Annotated in this window: 17 protein-coding genes and 1 riboswitch; of the genes, 7 read left to right on the top strand and 10 right to left on the bottom strand. The window is 64.3% G+C overall.

Annotated elements, in window-relative coordinates; genetic code table 11:
- The first annotated feature begins 15 nt into the window (after positions 1 to 15).
- The 6 genes from GRI48_RS01105 to GRI48_RS01130 are packed head-to-tail and all read left to right on the top strand — an operon-like array spanning position 16 to position 5,981.
- Positions 16 to 1,446, top strand: coding sequence for an 8'-apo-carotenoid 13,14-cleaving dioxygenase (locus tag GRI48_RS01105; RefSeq protein ID WP_160670162.1), 1,431 nt, complete (start codon positions 16 to 18; stop codon positions 1,444 to 1,446).
- 5 nt (positions 1,447 to 1,451) lie between these two features.
- Positions 1,452 to 2,423 carry an ATP-binding cassette domain-containing protein gene (locus GRI48_RS01110; protein WP_160670165.1) on the top strand — a complete coding sequence of 324 codons (972 nt, stop codon included), beginning with the start codon at positions 1,452 to 1,454 and terminating at the stop codon, positions 2,421 to 2,423.
- Complete coding sequence (locus tag GRI48_RS01115; protein ID WP_160670168.1) at positions 2,420 to 3,184, top strand: ABC transporter permease; 765 nt, start codon at positions 2,420 to 2,422, stop codon at positions 3,182 to 3,184. The genes GRI48_RS01110 and GRI48_RS01115 overlap by 4 nt, the downstream gene beginning before the upstream one ends.
- Before the next feature lie 21 nt (positions 3,185 to 3,205).
- Entirely contained in the window at positions 3,206 to 4,156 is a 951-nt protein-coding gene (locus GRI48_RS01120; RefSeq protein WP_160670171.1) for a DUF481 domain-containing protein, read from the top strand.
- On the top strand, positions 4,153 to 5,280 hold the full coding sequence (gene tgt / locus GRI48_RS01125) for a tRNA guanosine(34) transglycosylase Tgt (protein ID WP_160675192.1): 1,128 nt from the start codon (positions 4,153 to 4,155) through the stop codon (positions 5,278 to 5,280). The genes GRI48_RS01120 and tgt overlap by 4 nt, the downstream gene beginning before the upstream one ends.
- A 2-nt stretch (positions 5,281 to 5,282) precedes the next feature.
- Entirely contained in the window at positions 5,283 to 5,981 is a 699-nt protein-coding gene (locus GRI48_RS01130; RefSeq protein ID WP_160670174.1) for a M50 family metallopeptidase, read from the top strand.
- 1 nt (position 5,982) lies between these two features.
- Here the strand turns inward: GRI48_RS01130 and GRI48_RS14160 are convergent, their stop codons facing one another.
- The 8 genes from GRI48_RS14160 to GRI48_RS01165 all read right to left on the bottom strand — a co-directional run bounded on the left by GRI48_RS14160 (position 5,983) and on the right by GRI48_RS01165 (position 11,495).
- A complete protein-coding gene (locus tag GRI48_RS14160) occupies positions 5,983 to 6,153 on the bottom strand; it encodes a hypothetical protein (RefSeq protein WP_202389161.1) in 171 nt (56 codons plus the stop codon).
- A gap of 131 nt (positions 6,154 to 6,284) precedes the next feature.
- Positions 6,285 to 6,899 carry a 30S ribosomal protein S4 gene (gene rpsD, locus GRI48_RS01135; RefSeq protein WP_160670177.1) on the bottom strand — a complete coding sequence of 205 codons (615 nt, stop codon included), beginning with the start codon at positions 6,897 to 6,899 and terminating at the stop codon, positions 6,285 to 6,287.
- A 151-nt stretch (positions 6,900 to 7,050) separates the two neighbouring features.
- Positions 7,051 to 7,788 carry an RNA methyltransferase gene (locus GRI48_RS01140; protein ID WP_419956937.1) on the bottom strand — a complete coding sequence of 246 codons (738 nt, stop codon included), beginning with the start codon at positions 7,786 to 7,788 and terminating at the stop codon, positions 7,051 to 7,053.
- On the bottom strand, positions 7,781 to 8,242 hold the full coding sequence (gene nrdR / locus GRI48_RS01145) for a transcriptional regulator NrdR (protein WP_160670180.1): 462 nt from the start codon (positions 8,240 to 8,242) through the stop codon (positions 7,781 to 7,783). The genes GRI48_RS01140 and nrdR overlap by 8 nt, the downstream gene beginning before the upstream one ends.
- 12 nt (positions 8,243 to 8,254) lie before the next feature.
- Positions 8,255 to 8,482: a hypothetical protein gene (locus tag GRI48_RS01150; RefSeq protein ID WP_202389162.1), complete on the bottom strand. Its 228-nt coding sequence runs from the start codon at positions 8,480 to 8,482 to the stop codon at positions 8,255 to 8,257.
- Between the two features lie 12 nt (positions 8,483 to 8,494).
- Positions 8,495 to 9,799: a serine hydroxymethyltransferase gene (gene glyA / locus GRI48_RS01155; protein ID WP_160670183.1), complete on the bottom strand. Its 1,305-nt coding sequence runs from the start codon at positions 9,797 to 9,799 to the stop codon at positions 8,495 to 8,497.
- Complete coding sequence (gene rpiB / locus GRI48_RS01160) at positions 9,796 to 10,260, bottom strand: ribose 5-phosphate isomerase B (RefSeq protein ID WP_160670186.1); 465 nt, start codon at positions 10,258 to 10,260, stop codon at positions 9,796 to 9,798. The genes glyA and rpiB overlap by 4 nt, the downstream gene beginning before the upstream one ends.
- A gap of 17 nt (positions 10,261 to 10,277) precedes the next feature.
- A riboswitch (ZMP/ZTP riboswitch) is annotated at positions 10,278 to 10,359 on the bottom strand.
- 47 nt (positions 10,360 to 10,406) lie between these two features.
- Positions 10,407 to 11,495 carry a winged helix-turn-helix domain-containing protein gene (locus GRI48_RS01165; RefSeq protein ID WP_160670189.1) on the bottom strand — a complete coding sequence of 363 codons (1,089 nt, stop codon included), beginning with the start codon at positions 11,493 to 11,495 and terminating at the stop codon, positions 10,407 to 10,409.
- Between the two features lie 89 nt (positions 11,496 to 11,584).
- Here GRI48_RS01165 and GRI48_RS01170 point away from each other — a divergent pair, with 89 nt between their 5' ends.
- Entirely contained in the window at positions 11,585 to 12,145 is a 561-nt protein-coding gene (locus GRI48_RS01170) for a hypothetical protein (RefSeq protein WP_160670192.1), read from the top strand.
- 165 nt (positions 12,146 to 12,310) lie between these two features.
- Here GRI48_RS01170 and rpoD read toward each other — a convergent pair whose 3' ends face one another.
- Both rpoD and dnaG read right to left on the bottom strand, forming a co-directional pair.
- A complete protein-coding gene (gene rpoD, locus GRI48_RS01175) occupies positions 12,311 to 14,323 on the bottom strand; it encodes an RNA polymerase sigma factor RpoD (RefSeq protein ID WP_160670195.1) in 2,013 nt (670 codons plus the stop codon).
- Between the two features lie 9 nt (positions 14,324 to 14,332).
- Positions 14,333 to 16,219, bottom strand: a complete 1,887-nt coding sequence (gene dnaG, locus GRI48_RS01180; protein ID WP_160670198.1) for a DNA primase — start codon at positions 16,217 to 16,219, stop codon at positions 14,333 to 14,335.
- Between the last annotated feature and the right edge of the window lie 31 nt (positions 16,220 to 16,250).

Raw genomic sequence — 16,250 nt, forward strand, 5'->3', positions numbered from 1 at the left:
AGGTCCGAGTCGATCATGGCAAGCGTCATCGAGAAAACCATCCGCAAGGCAGTCACCCCGCTCATTACCGGTGTCGCGGAGCGAAACCGCAAACGGCTCGGCGATGCGGCGCAGAACCCGTTCCTCGGCGGGATCCATACTCCGATGCGCGAGGAAAAGACGCTGGACGATCTGGCTGTCACCGGCTCGATCCCGACCGAACTCGATGGCACTTATGCCCGCATCGGGCCGAACCCCTTCGACGCTACGAAATCCGGCCACCACTGGTTCATCGGCGACGGCATGGTCCACGGCGTCCGCATTCGCGACGGCAAGGCCGAATGGTATCGCAACCGCTACATCCGCTCGAATGATCTCGAGCGCGAAGGCGGTCCAAAGGCAGTCGGCGGGCCGCGCCGCGGTTTCGGGGACAGCGTCAATACCAACATCCTGCAGGTAGGCGGCAGGACCATGGCGCTGGTCGAGGCCGGATCCTTCCCCGTCGAACTCGACGAGAACCTCGACAGCGTCGCCTATTCCGATTTCGGCGGTGGTCTGACGGGCTCCTTCACCGCGCATCCGCACCAGTGTTCCGCGACCGGCGAATATCATGCGATCTGTTACGACGGGGCGGACGACAAGACGATCCGCCACGTGGCGATGGACGAACACGGCACCGTGCTGCGCGAAACGCCGATCTCCGTCCGCAACGGACCCTCCATCCACGATTGCGCGCTGACGCAGAACCACGTGGTCATCCTCGACCTGCCGGTGTGCTTCTCGATGAAGACCCTGATTGCCGGTTACCGCTTTCCGTATCGCTGGAACCCGGAGCATCAGGCGCGCGTCGGCCTGCTTCCGCGCGGCGGGACGAACGACGACGTCCGCTGGGTCGATGTCGATCCGTGCTATGTCTTCCACATCGGCAACAGCTACGAGAAAGCCGACGGCACGGTGGTCATCGACGCCTGCGTCTACGAGACCATGTTCGATGGCGACGCGCCCGGCCCTTACGGAAAGCCGCTGGGGCTCGAGCGCTGGACCATCGCGCCGGGCGCCTTGAAGGTGCAGCGCGAGACGCTCGATCCCGATGCCCAGGAATTTCCGCGACCCGACGAGCGGTACTTCGCTCAAGACTATCGCTACCTGTGGTCGATGGGTCTGCCGGCCGACCAGGACCTCGAATTCGTCGCGCCCATGCCGCTTTATCGCCACGACCTCGAAACCGGCGAGCGCGTAACGCGCGAACTGGGCGAGGGGTGCGTGCCGGGCGAGTTCGTCTTCGTACCGCGCGCCAAGGACGCGCCCGAAGGCGATGGCTGCCTGATGGGTTACATCGTCGACCGAAATGCCCGAACGACCGATTTCGCCATCCTCGATGCGATGACGCTCGACGACGTGGCACGGGTGCACATCCCGCACATCGTGCCTCCGGGCTTTCACGGAAACTGGTTACCCGCTAGCTGAGGCGGGTGACCAGCGCGCCCGATACAAATTCCGAACCGATTCTCGAACTGGATGGCCTGACCAAGGTCTATCCGGGCGGGTTGACGGCTCTCGACCATGTCGACCTTTCGATCCGCCGCGGCGAGATCTTCGCCCTGCTCGGGCCGAACGGGGCCGGCAAGACGACCCTCATCGGGGCCGTCTGCGGCCTCGTACGGCCGAGTGGCGGCACGATGCGCGCCTTCGGCCACGACCTTTCCAGCGACTGGCGCAAGGCGCGCTCGCGCATCGGCCTCGTCCCGCAGGAACTGAGCACCGACATGTTCGAAACCGTGTGGCGCGCGGTCAGCTATTCGCGCGGGCTGTTCGGCCTCGCACCGGACAAGGCCCGCATCGAGGAAGTGCTGCGGAGCCTGAGCCTGTGGGACAAGCGCGACGAGCAGATCCGCGCGCTGTCGGGCGGCATGAAGCGCCGCGTTCTGATCGCCAAGGCGATGGCGCATGAACCGGACCTCCTGTTCCTCGACGAGCCGACCGCCGGTGTCGATGTCGAACTGCGCAAGGACATGTGGCGCCAGATCGACGCGATGCGCGCGCGCGGCGTCACCATCATCCTGACGACGCATTACATCGAGGAGGCCGAAGAAATGGCCGACCGCGTCGGGATCATCGACAAGGGCCGCTTGCTCATGGTCGACGACAAGGACGCGATCATGAAGCGCCTGGGGCGGACGGAAGCCTATTTCACGCTGTCCGAGCCCTTGGCCGAAATGCCTGCCATGCTGGCCGATTATCCGGTCGAGCTGGCAAATGGCGGGCGCGAGCTTTGCTATCGCGGGGGCGACGGCACGGGCAAGGGCAAGGAGGACGTCGCCGAGATCGCGAAGCTGCTGACCCGCGCAGGGATCGATTTCGCCGGCATCGACGTGCGCGATTCGACGCTGGAGGACATCTTCGTCTCGCTGCTCGAGAACGATCATCAGGAGCGCGCGGCATGATATCCTGGCGTTCTACCTGGTCGATCTACACCCGCGAACTGACGCGTTTCCTCCGCACCTGGATGCAGTCGCTGATTGCCCCGGTGATGACGACATCGCTGTATTTCATCGTCTTCGGCGCTGCCATCGGCGACCGGATGCCGGACTTGGGGGGAGTAGGCTATGCTGCCTTCATCATCCCTGGCCTGATGATGCTGACGCTGCTGGGAGAAACCACCAGCAATTCCAGCTTCGGCATCTACATGCCGCGCTTCACCGGCACGATCTACGAATTGCTGTCCGCCCCCATCGGAGTAGCCGAGACGCTGATCGGGTTCGTCGGCGCGGCCGCGACCAAGAGCCTGATCCTTGCGGGGATCATCCTCGCGACCGCGCTGGTTTTCGTCGATTACTCGATCGCACATCCGTTCTGGGCGGTGCTGTTCATCGTGCTGGTAGCTGCGGCCTTCAGCCTTTTCGGCTTCATCCTGGGCATATGGGCGGACAATTTCGAGAAGCTCGGCATCATTCCGACGCTGTTCCTGACGCCGCTGACCTTCCTCGGCGGGACTTTCTATTCGATCGACATGCTTCCCGAGCCGTGGGACAAGGTCGCGCTGGCCAACCCGATCGTCTATCTCGTGAGCGGTCTGCGCTGGACGTTTTACGGCAGCGCCGATGTCGACTTCCGCGTATCGCTCGGCATCACGATCGGCTTCCTCGCCATCTGCGTTGCGGTTATCGCGACTATCTTCAAGACAGGGTGGCGACTGCGCGCCTGATTGGCTAGCAGGCGGCGCGTTATGACCCGCCTGTTGTCCATCCCTGCGGTCGCGTTCGCGCTGTCGACCGCCTCGCCCGCTTACGCCCATCTCGACGAACCGGTCCGCGCGATGATCGACGCGGCCATCGCCACCGGGGATGCGAAGAAGGTCGCCGTAGTCATCGAGATCGCGCGCCAGACCAATCCGGCCCATGTGGCAGAGATCGATGCCCTTTATGCCGCCTTCAAGGACGACCAGGCGAGGGAGCAACGCCTCGCCGAGAAGCGCCGCGAGAGCGAAATTCGCCAAGCCGGCCTGTTCGATCGCTGGTCGGGCGAAGGGCAGATCGGCGGATCGCATTCCTCCGGCAATTCCGACACGCTCGGCTTCAATGCGGCGGTCGCTCTGAAGCGCGAGGGGATCGACTGGAGCCACCGCCTGCGCGCGACCACGGATTTCCAGCGCAGTGGCGGCACGACGCGGCGCGAGCAGTACCTGATCGCCTACGAGCCGCGCTACCAGATCAACGACCGGCTGTTCGGCTATGGCCTCACGCAGTGGGAGCGTGACCCGGTCCAGGGTTTTTCGGCGCGCTACGCGGTGTCGGGCGGGGTCGGCTACCAGGTGTTCGACGGAAGCACCCTCGACCTGTCGGTGAAGGCCGGCCCGGCCTTGCGTCGGACCGCCTTGGTCGACGGCGGAACGGACACGCGACTGGCCGCGCTGTTCGGCCTGGATTTCGACTGGGAGATCCTCGACGGGCTAAAGCTGACGCAGGATACCAACATGGTCGCAGAAACCGGCGGCAGCGCCACGGTGCTGGTCGATTCGCGCAATACCACGCTCAGTCTTCTCACCGGCCTGCAGGCGCGGGTGAACGAGCGGATCAGCACGCGGCTGTCCTACGAAATCGAGTATGACAGCAATCCGCCTCCCTCGGCGGTAAGTACCGACGCGACATCGCGCTTCTCGCTGGTATACGGCTTCTGATGCCGCGTTTCGCATTCACCATCTCCGCTACCGACGGGGCGGCGCGCACCGGTAGCATCGCGATGCAGCGCGGCGAGATCCGCACGCCTGCGTTCATGCCGGTGGGCACGGCAGCCACGGTCAAGGCGATGAAGCCCGAAGCCGTCCGCCAGACCGGCGCGGACATCATCCTGGGCAATACCTATCACCTGATGCTGCGGCCGGGAGCGGAGCGCGTGGCGCGGCTCGGCGGGTTGCACCGCTTCATGAACTGGCAGCGCCCGATCCTGACCGACAGCGGCGGCTATCAGGTCATGAGCCTGTCCGACTTGCGCAAGCTGACCGAGACCGGGGTCGAATTCCGCAGCCATATCGACGGCAGCAAGCACATGCTGACGCCCGAACGCAGCATGGAGATCCAGCGCCTTCTCGGCAGCGATATCGTCATGGCGTTCGACGAGTGCCCGCGCGCCGACCGGCCACGCGACGAGATTGCCGCGAGCATGGAACTGTCGATGCGCTGGGCAAGGCGCAGCCGCGAGGCGTTCGATGGCGGCGGAGAGCACGCGGATCGTGCGGCGCTGTTCGGTATCCAGCAGGGCGCGCTCGACGAGGAGCTGCGACGCATTTCGGCGGAAAAGCTGACCGAGATCGGTTTCGACGGTTACGCCGTCGGCGGGCTGGCGGTGGGGGAAGGGCAGGAAGCGATGTTCGCCACGCTCGACTTCGCGCCCGCCCAGTTGCCGCCCGATCGCCCCCGTTATCTGATGGGTGTCGGAAAGCCGGACGACCTGGTCGGCGCGGTCGAGCGCGGAATCGACATGTTCGACTGCGTGCTGCCTAGCCGATCGGGTCGAAACGGGCAGGCTTTCACCTGGAACGGCGCGCTCAACCTCAGGAACGCGCGCTTTGCCGAGGATTCCGATCCGCTCGACGATCGCTGTTCCTGCCCGACATGCGCCACGTACAGCCGCGCCTATCTGCATCACTTGGTCAAGGCCGGCGAGATGCTCGGCGCGATGCTGATGACGGAGCACAATCTGAGCTTCTATCAGCAGCTGATGCAGGCGATGCGCGATGCGATCGGGGATGGGCGCTTCACTGCATTCGCGAGCGATTTCCGCCGCGATTACCTGAAGGCCTAGAGATGGTCGCCGCTGCCGACCGCACGCGCAGGATGGCGCTGCTCGCCATCCTCGCCTTCGGGTCGATCATGCTGTGGCAGAACCCGATCGGTGCAAAGCTGCTATATCCCTTCACGATCCTGTCGACCTGGTTTCACGAGATGGGCCACGGGTTGATGGCGATGCTGGTCGGGGGGCGATTCGAGAGCCTTGCGATCTATGCGGACGGTTCGGGTGCGGCGCTTTCCTCCTACGCTCCGGGGCGCCTCACCGATGCTCTCATCGCCGCAGGCGGGCCGTTCGGCCCGGCCTTGGCCGGCGCAGCCCTGATCCTCGCCTCGCGCCACCCGCGCTCGACCCGCATTGCGCTTGCCGTGCTGGCCGGCGCGATCCTGCTCTCGACCCTGATCTGGGTCCGCTCGCTGACGGGTTGGCTGGTTCTTCCGCCGATTGCCCTGGTGCTCGGCCTCATTGCTGCTCGCGGATCGAACGAAGTTCGCGAGCTCACCGCCCAGTTTGTCGGCGTGCAGGCGGCAATCAGCACTTACCGCCAGACCGGCTACCTCTTTTCACAGGGAGGGGTCGTCGGAGGCCTGCCGCAGCGGTCGGACACGCAGGCGATGGCCGATGCCCTGCTTCTTCCCTACTGGTTCTGGGGCGGCGCCATAACCGTGGCGATCGCGCTGCTCCTCTGGTGGAGCCTGCGCAGGGCGCTACGCTAGGTTACGTTTTCTCGTTCTCGCGCATCTCCAGGATCGCGCCGCGACACGGGGTGAACTGACCCTTCGGATCGAGGAATCCGGCGCCGATCGAATTGGCAAAGCGCTGGGCATCATTGAGGCTGTCGTACCACTTGCCGTGGCGGCCTTTCACATGGAAACGATACTGCGTCATGGTGATGCCGCAACGCCCGGGAATCGACCCAAGTTCCTGTAAGCCAACCGTAAATGCGACGAACGGTTGGGCGCAGATACGAAAAGGGCGGCCCCGCAGGACCGCCCTTCGAATTCATATGAGCCGATCAATCAGCGCGAGTAGAACTCGACGACCAGGTTCGGTTCCATCGTGACCGGGTAGGGCACTTCGTCGAGCGTCGGAACGCGCGTGAAGGTCACCTTGTCGTTGCCATCCGGCGAGACATAATCGGGAATGTCACGCTCGGGCAGGCTCTGCGCCTCGATGACCAGCGCCATGTCCTTGGCCTTACTGCCCAGCGAGATCACGTCGCCGACCTTGACCCGTGCACTGGGGATGTTCGTCTTCACGCCGTTCAGGTAGATGTGGCCGTGGTTGACGATCTGGCGAGCCGAGAAAACGGTCGGCGCGAACTTGGCGCGATAGACGACCATGTCGAGGCGCTGTTCGAGCAGGCCGATCAGGTTCTGGCCGGTATCGCCCTTCATGCGCGATGCCTCGAGATAGGTGCGCTTGAACTGCTTTTCGGTGACGTCGCCGTAATAGCCCTTGAGCTTCTGCTTGGCGCGAAGCTGCAGGCCGAAGTCGCTCATCTTGCCCTTGCGGCGCTGGCCGTGCTGGCCCGGACCGTAGGAACGCTTGTTGACGGGAGAATTGGGGCGACCCCAGATGTTTTCACCCATCCGGCGGTCGAGTTTGTACTTGGCGCTGTTGCGCTTCGACATGAGTCGTATCCTTCGATTTGCTGGACGGGCCCTTTGCCCGCCATTCAACCCGGCATCGCACCGCTGGAGCATTCCTCCAGCGCGGCCACCGCTTCACCGGGGTGCGGGACCAATTCGCGAAGGCGCGCATATAGCGGCCTTCCCGAAACAATCAAGTGTCGCGTGGCGGCTTGCCGAGCGAGGACAGGACGCCGCGCAGCGTGCGCACCTCGAGGTGGTTCCAGCCGGGCCGGGTCAGGATATTCCGGAGCGTGAGCCTGGTCGCGGCCACGCGATCGGGTGGCTGGAAGTATCCGCGAGGCTGGAGGAGTTGCTCGAAATGCGCGATCAGCCCTTCCAGCTCTTCCTGGGGGGCTGGCGGCAGGGCGTCTTCGGCAGTGGGCTGGACGAGAGTGCCATCGGCTTTCTTCGACCATTCGTAGGCGCACAGAATCACGGCCTGGGCAAGGTTGAGCGAACCGAAATCCGGATTGATCGGCACGGTCAGGATTTCGCGGGCAAGAGCCACGTCTTCGGTTTCCAGCCCGGAGCGTTCCGGCCCGAACAGGATCGCCGAGCGGCCATCGCGCGATGCGATGAGATCGGCTGCCTGCTCCGGGGTGACGACCGGCTTGGTGACGCCGCGCTTGCGGACGGTGGTGGCGTAGACATTGGCGCAGTCCGCCACCGCTTCGGCCGTGGTCTCGTAGACTTTCGCGTCGTTGAGGACGCTGTCCGCGCCGGACGCGGCGGGCCCGGCGGACGGGTTCGGCCAGCCATCGCGCGGAGCGACCAGGCGCATTTCGGTAAGTCCGAAATTGAGCATGGCACGCGCCGCCTTGCCGATATTCTCGCCCAGTTGCGGCCGCACGAGCACTATGATGGGCGCCTTGCCCGCCAGATCACCCATCCGCGACATCTCGCACGCTGCTGGCGAATTCCTCGAAATCGCGCGCCTCGCTGAAGTCGCGGTAGACGCTCGCGAAGCGGATGTAGGCGACGCTGTCGAGCTGGCGCAGGCCGTCCATCACCATTTCCCCGATGCGCGAGGACGAGACCTCGTTTTCGCCAGCGGTTTCGACCTGCCGCTGGATCCCGGACACGAGCTGGTCGATCCGTTCCTGCGGCACATCGCGTTTGCGACAGGCGAGCGTTACCGATTGTTCAAGCTTGCGGCGATCGAATGCCTCGCGCTTGTCGTCGCTCTTGACCACGGCGACTTCGCGCAGTTGCACGCGCTCGAAGGTGGTGAACCGTGCGCCGCAGCTCGAACACTGGCGGCGGCGCCGGATGGAGGCATTGTCCTCGGTCGGCCGGCTGTCCTTCACCTGGCTGTCGTCATGGGCGCAGAAAGGGCAGCGCATCGGGCGTGGAGCTTACTTCTTGATGCGGTTGTAGAGGACGTAGCCCGCACCGGCCGCAAGCCCGATCGGCCAGGTCACGATCGGCAGGATCGCACCGGCAACCGCGCCGATGGCCGCGCCCTTGAGGACAGGCTTCGTCGCGGGATGGTGCATGCCTTCCTTGGCCATACCGACGATTTCCTCGCGGGCATCGTCGATCATGTCCTTCTTGTCGCCGGGCTGCTTGTTCTCGCTATCCATAGTCGTGTCTCCTTACATACCCGGATAAACGGGGAAGTCGGCGCAAAGCTCCGAAACCTTGCGGCGCACGGCTTCCTCGACCTGGGCATCGCCTTCGGCCCCGTTCTTCGACAGGCCTTCGGCCACTTCGGCGATCAGCGCGCCGACCTTGCGGAATTCCTCCGTGCCGAAACCGCGCGTGGTGCCTGCCGGCGTGCCGAGGCGAATGCCGCTGGTCACAAACGGGCTGCGCGTGTCGTAGGGAATGCCGTTCTTGTTGCAGGTGAGCCATGCGCGGTCGAGACCGGCCTCTGCGGCCTTGCCGGTCACGTCCTTGGCCGTGAGGTCCACCAGCATCGAATGGTTGTCGGTGCCACCGGACACGATCCTGAGGCCGTTTTCCTCCAGGCTCGCAGCGAGCGCGCGAGCATTGGCGACCACCGCCTTGGCATAGTCCTTGAACTCGGGGCGCAGCGCCTCGCCGAACGCGACCGCCTTGGCTGCGACGACATGCATCAACGGGCCGCCCTGCATGCCGGGGAACACCGCCATGTTGATCGGCTTGGTCAGCTCCTCGTCGTTCCACAGGATCACGCCCGAACGCGGACCGCGCAGGCTCTTGTGCGTCGTGGTCGTGACGACGTGGGCGTGCGGGAAGGGGTTGGGGTGCTCGCCGCCGGCGACGAGGCCGGAGATGTGGCTCATGTCGACCATCAGATAGGCACCGACCTCGTCCGCGATCTTGCGGAACGCGGCCCAGTCCCACACCCGCGAATAGGCGGTGCCGCCCGCGATGATGATCTTCGGATTGTGGGCCTTGGCGATGGCACGGACCTCGTCCATGTCGATGCGCTCGTCTTCCTTGCGCACGCCGTAGGGGACGGGGTTGAACCACTTGCCGCTCATGTTGACCGGCGACCCATGCGTGAGATGGCCGCCCGAATTGAGGTCGAGGCCCATGAAGGTATCGCCCGGATTGAGCAGCGCGAGGAAGACCGCCTGGTTCATCTGGCTGCCCGAATTGGGCTGCACATTGGCGAACTGGCAGCCGAACAGCTTTTTCGCGCGCTCGATCGCCAGCGTCTCGACGACGTCCGCATAGTCACAGCCGCCGTAATAGCGCTTGCCGGGATAACCCTCGGCATACTTGTTGGTGAACACGCTGCCGGTCGCTTCGAGCACTGCACGCGAGGCGATGTTCTCGCTTGCGATCAGTTCGATCTTGTCCTGCTGGCGCTTGAGTTCGTTGCGGACCGCGCCGAAGATTTCGGGGTCGGCCTGCTCGAGGCTGTCGGACCAGAAGCCGGTCATCGGGCGGGTGAGGGTGTCGGTGCTCATTGGAAGGGCTCGATCGTGTCGGTGTCGGAGGGAGGGTTGGAAAGCTTGTCGACCCGGCGCTGGTGGCGGCCACCGGCGAAGTCGGTGTCGAGGAACGAAGCCAGGCAGGCTTTGGCCATGTCGCTACCGGTCAGGCGCGCGCCCATCGCGATGCAATTCGCATCATTGTGTTCGCGGGCGAGGGCGGCGGACAACGGCTCGGATACGAGCGCGCAGCGCACGCCAGGGTTGCGGTTGACCGAGATTGAAATACCGATGCCAGACCCGCACAGCGCGACGCCGCGCTCGGCCGTGCCTTCGGCGACCACTGCGGCGAGCTTGTAGCCGTAGTCGGGATAATCGACGCTGTCGGTCGTGTCGGGGCCGAGATCGGCGACTTCGTGACCCTGTTCGATCAGCCAGTCGCGCAGCTCGGCCTTCAGGTCGATTGCGGCATGGTCGGAAGCGATCGCAATGCGCATGGCACACCTTTGCTGTTGGAGGGTGCCCAGACGAGCGGCAATTCAATGCTCGCGCTCCACGGCGGTACTCCGCCTGTCTCGTCAGTCACGCAAGCGAATCGCGATATACGGATGCGGGCTTCGACTCGCAACCCGGGCGGCGAGGTTCATGCCCGCCGGATTGCAGTTTTCGTAAGGTGACGCGCACGCCCCTGCGCCATGGCCAAGGCTCCGGCGACATAGAGACAGAACAGCATCCCTTCGAGCGCACCCGTGGCCGCCGCGGTGAGCGGCCCGAAACCGGGATCGCCGATGCCACTGCCCAAGGTATCGAGCCGCACGGCGGCTTCCGGAAAGGCGTTCGACAGGCCGACGAGGCTTCCGCCGAGCATGGTTCCCCCGAGCAATGGAATGAGCGCGCCGGTCGCAGCGCCGATCATCGCTGCAAGTGCGATCCAGCTCTTGCGCTCGCCGGCGAGGGTGCCGGTGCGGGACAGGAACAGGAGCAATCCGATCGCCGCTCCGAAGCACAGGCCTTCCAGCGCGCCTGTCACGCCCAGGGGCGCGCGCCCGACCAACAGGCCGAAGGCGTCTGTGCTTACGAGATTGCCCAGCCCGCCGGTCACAAAGCCGCCAATCGCGCCGCCGACAATCGGGCCGTACTGCCTGAGCGCAGCAAAGCGATCCGCGATTTCGATGCCGAGCGCGATGCCCATTGCCGCAACCGCCGCGATCCCTGCGCAGATGGCGAACATCACCACCAGCAGGGAGACACCCGCGCTTGCTCCGCTGCCGGAGGGCGCCGACGCGGCGAAGGTGTAGAATACGGCCATCATCGCGCCCGCGAGCGCGCCGCCCAAGGCGGCCATCAGCACTGGGGAAGGCGTATCCACCCGCATGGTCACGGCGCGGTGGCCGAGCGTTTCTGTCGGTTCGCGCACGTTTTCGACGGGCGCGATGAAGCGATAGCCGTAGCGCGGGACCGTCTCGATGAAGCGCGGGTTCTGGGCCTCGTCGCCCAGTGCCTGCCGCAGGCTGCGGATCGCCTGGGTCAGTGCCTCGTCGGTGACCGGCACGCCTTTCCAAGCTTCGTTGAGAAAAAGGTCCTTGGTGACCAGTTCGCCCCGATGGCGAAGGAGCAGCAGAAGCACGTCGAGATAGCGCCCGCCCAGATCGACCGGCTCGCCATTGCGCAGCAGCCGTCGTTCGTGCGGTTCCAGCACGTAGTCGCCGAAGGACAGTGCCTCGTCCGGCATTGCTCAGATATTCCTCATGCGTTGCTCATGGCTTTCACCGCCATCCTAGGCACGCTCCGGCTATCGCTCAATGGATGAAGGAATACGACATGACCGACACGACAAATATTCCGGGCACCACTGCCGACGAAGCGGGGCGCCTCGATGGAGTGCTGCGGATTGCCGGCTGGGGCACGGCGGGAGTGATGTTCGCGATCCCGGCAATCGCCATGACGCTGACGCACGAGGTCGACTGGGATGCGACCGATTTCGCGGCGTGGGGCATCATGCTTCTCACCACCTGCCTGCTGGGAGAGGGCGTGCTGCGCGCGTACCCGAACTGGCCGGCCCGCGCCGGCGCAATCCTGTCAATCGCCGCCGGCTTCCTGCTCGTGTGGGTCAACCTGGCGGTGGGCTTCATTGGCGACGGGATCAACCAGTACAACGCCGTCTACCTCGCCATGCCGATCGGCGTCGTGGCAGCAGGAGCACTCGCACGGTTTCGCGCGAACGTCATGCAATGGTTGTTGATAGGCTGCGCCCTGGTCCAGCTGGCGATCCCGGTCGCGGCGAGTGAGAGCGGGCGGTTCGAATGGATCGCGACGGCCGTATTCTGCGCCTTGTGGCTGGGTGCCGCCGGACTTTTTCGGAAATCACTGGGCTTCCGCTGAGACAGGCGATCGCAGGGTGGTCGCCAGCATCAGAAAGCCCCGGCATCCGAAGATGTCGGGGCTCGTGAAGATAGCTCCACAAGGAAGCTACATCATAACCAGATGATTTTTACATCGTCTGATACATTAGCAATGTTCGGGCCCTCGATCGCTTCCCGAGAAAGATCACTGGTCGAGGAAGCTGCGCATCTTGCGGCTGCGCGACGGGTGCTTGAGTTTCCTCAGCGCCTTCGCCTCGATCTGGCGGATACGTTCGCGGGTGACCGAGAACTGCTGGCCGACTTCTTCCAGCGTGTGATCGGTATTCATGCCGATGCCGAAGCGCATGCGGAGCACGCGCTCCTCGCGCGGCGTTAGCGAGGCAAGAACACGGGTGACCGTTTCCTTGAGGTTCGACTGGATCGCCGCGTCGACCGGGATGACCGCGTTGGGATCCTGGATGAAGTCGCCGAGATGCGAATCTTCCTCGTCGCCGATCGGCGTTTCGAGACTGATCGGCTCCTTGGCGATCTTCATCACCCGGCGAACCTTTTCGAGCGGCATGGAGAGTCGAGCGGCCATTTCTTCCGGCGTCGGCTCGCGGCCTTCTTCGTGGAGGAACTGGCGGCTGGTGCGCACGAGCTTGTTGATCGTCTCGATCATGTGGACCGGGATACGGATCGTGCGGGCCTGGTCGGCGATCGAACGCGTGATCGCCTGCCTGATCCACCATGTCGCATAGGTCGAGAACTTGTAGCCGCGGCGGTACTCGAACTTGTCGACGGCCTTCATCAGGCCGATATTGCCTTCCTGGATCAGGTCGAGGAACTGCAACCCGCGGTTGGTGTATTTCTTGGCGATGGAGATAACGAGGCGCAGGTTCGCCTCGACCATTTCCTTCTTCGCGATGCGCGCCTCGCGCTCCGCTTTCTGCACCATGTTCACGATGCGGCGGAACTCGTTGAGGCTCATGCCGGTGGCCGCGGCGATGTCCGCGATCTCCGAGCGGATACGCTCGATCGCATCGGCTTCCTTCTCGGCGAAGGCGGCCCACTTCTTGTCCTTCTTCGACGCGTCCTTGATCCAGGTGTCGTCGAGTTCGTTGCCGATGTAGATGTCGAGGAACTCGCCGCGCTTCACCTTGTGGCGTTCGGCAAGGCGAAGCATCTGCCCGCCAAGCGCGGTCAGGCGGCGGTTGAAGGCATAGAGATTGTCGACCAAGAACTCGATCTTGGTCGCGTGGAACTGCATGCTCTCGACCTCGGCCGTGAGTTCCTCGCGCAGCTTTTCGTATTTCTTTTCCTTGGCGGCGGGGAAATCGTCGCCTCGGCCGAGCACGTCGACGCGCTCTTCCTGGATCTTCTCGAAAGTCTTGAACAGCTTGGTGATGCGCGCGAACCGTTCGAGCGCCTCGGGCTTCAGCGTCGCTTCCATTTGGGCGAGCGAGAGGGTGTTGTCTTCCTCGTCGTCTTCGTCCTTCTTGGAGGACGAGCCTTCCTCGCCATCCTCGTCGTCGGAATCGCTTTCCTCCTCGACTTCATCGTCGTCGTCGCGGATCGAGGGACCGGCGGTCTCTTCGGAAATCTCGCCGTCGTCGTCGTCTTCCGCGTCGTCGGTCATCTTGTCCGGCGGCGGTTCCTTCGACAGCATGGCGTCGAGATCGAGGATCTCGCGCAGCTGCATCTCCTCCGCATTGAGCGCTTCGGACCACTGGATGATCGCGTGGAAGGTGATCGGGCTTTCGCACAGCCCCATGATCATCATGTCGCGGCCGGCCTCGATGCGCTTGGCGATCGCGATCTCGCCTTCGCGGCTGAGCAGTTCGACCGCGCCCATCTCGCGCAGGTACATCCGCACCGGATCGTCGGTCCGGTCGACGGTTTCCTTCTTCTTGGCAGGCGCGGCGGCAGCCGTCTTGGTGCTCTTGGACGGAGCGGCGCTGATCTCTTCGACTTCGTCGGAGCTCTCGGCTTCGCCTTCCTCGTCGTTCTCGACGATCTGGACACCCATCTCGGACAGCGCCGTCTGGATGTCCTCGATCTGGTCGCTGCCGAGATCCTGCGGCAGGGCCTCGTTCAGCTCATCATAGGTGACGTAGCCCTTTTTCTTGGCCTTGGAGATGAGCTTCTTCACCGACGCCTCGTTGAGGTCGATCAGGGGAGCGTCTTCCTTTTCCGTTGCCTTCGACTTGGTGGCCATAAATCGAAATCAGTCCATCTGCTGTTCTTCCGCCTGCCGTTCGGCTTGCGGAGGAGTGGGATCCTGGGGGGCTGCGCGCGCGGCCCGTCTGCTTGCCATCTGCCCGAGTCGGCCCTCAAATTCCAGCTTAAGCTTGAGCAGTCGTTGCTGCTCGGCGAAAGCGGCTTCCGGGTCGGTCTCGAACCGCGCAGTCGCCGCTTGGAGTGCAGCTTCGAGCGCAGGCCGTTCGACCAGTAACGACACGGCTTCGGCCAGATCCTCGCGAGCACAATCCGGATCATATCCTTCCTGGAGGAAGGCAAAGCGGGTTTTATCCGGTGGCGCAGGTAGGCCTGTGAGGCGCGATATGGGCATTTCGCCGGACGGATCAAGCGTTTCCGCGGCATCCAGAGCAAAATCTATCGCTTGTCCGTACCTCGGGTCGTCCGCGGCATAGCGTGCAAGGGCTTCTGCATGGGCGAGTGCGACATCGGGAAACATCGTGAGGCCGATGGCGACTGCCGCCGCGAGCTCGCCTCGCGCGCCCCCCAAACTGGCGTTGCGCAGCCGCGAAGCCGTCTCGGGCGAGAGCTTGGCAGGGGCAGGGCGCCAGGAGCCTGCGCTGCGCGGGGTGAACGGGCGCTGTTCGCGCGGCGGATAGGCGAAGGCGGAGAATTTCTCGAGCAGTTCCCGGCGGTAGAGCGACTTGATGTCCGGGTGCTCGATTGCCTCTGTCTGTTCGATGAGGCGTTGCTTTAGTCCCGCCTTGTCCTCCGGCGTCTCGAGCGGTGCGGCGTCGCGTTCGAACAGCCACAACGTTTCGATGAGACTGGCCGCATTGTCGAGAAGGGTGTCCAGCGCTGCGCGTCCGCGCTGCTTGAGCAGGTCGTCGGGATCGAGCCCGGCGGGAAGGCGCACGATCGCCAGCGACTTACCGGGACGCAGCATCGGGAGCGCACGCGAAATGGCCCGCATCGCCGCCCGCTGGCCGGCATTGTCGCCGTCGAAGCACAGGATCGGCCTGTCGACCATGCGCCACAGCATCTCGATCTGGTTCTCGGTGAGCGCCGTGCCGAGCGGAGCGACCGCATCGGCAATCCCGGCATCGGCGAGGGCGATCACGTCCATATAGCCCTCGACCACGACCATGCGATCGCTCTGGCGGCTTGCCGGTCCGGCGCGGTGCAGATTGTAGAGCGTGCGCCCCTTGTCGAAGAGCGGTGTGTCGGGCGAATTCAGGTATTTCGCGACCCCGTCCCGCGCTTCGAGGATGCGGCCACCGAAGGCGATGACGCGGCCGCGCTGGTCGTGGATCGGCAGCATCAGACGGTCGCGGAAACGATCGTAGGGTGCCTTGTCGTCGACCGAGATCTGCATGCCGCTTTCGACCAGCATGGCCTCGTCGAACTGCGCCAGCGCGCCCTTGAGTGCGACCTTGCTGTCGGGCGCGTAACCGAAACCGAACTCGCGGATCGTGCGCCCGGAAAAGCCGCGCGACTTGAGGTAATCCTGAGCGCGCTTTCCCTCGGGAGCGCGCAGTTGCTCCATGAAGAACGCCTGGCTGGCATCCATCACGTCGACCAGGCTGGCGCGTTTCTCCGCTCTCTGCGCGGCGACCGGATCGGGGGCGGGCACATCCATCCCGGCCTGCTGCGCCAGTTCCTTCACTGCATCCATGAACTGCAAGCCGCGCTGGTCGGTCATCCAGCGGATGACATCGCCATGAGCGCCGCAGCCGAAGCAGTGGTAGAAGCCCTTTTCGTCGCTGACGGTGAAACTGGGCGTGTTCTCGTTATGGAACGGGCAGCAGGCCTTCCATTCGCGGCCCGCGCGCTGGAGCTTGGTCGTGCGCATGATCACGCTCGAAAGCGTGACGCGTGCGCGCAATTCGTCCAGCCATTGCGGGGAAAGGGCCATGCCCTAGTGTTGCATTGCGACTCTGGCGCTG

Source organism: Qipengyuania oceanensis, from assembly GCF_009827535.1.
Lineage (GTDB): Bacteria > Pseudomonadota > Alphaproteobacteria > Sphingomonadales > Sphingomonadaceae > Qipengyuania_C > Qipengyuania_C oceanensis.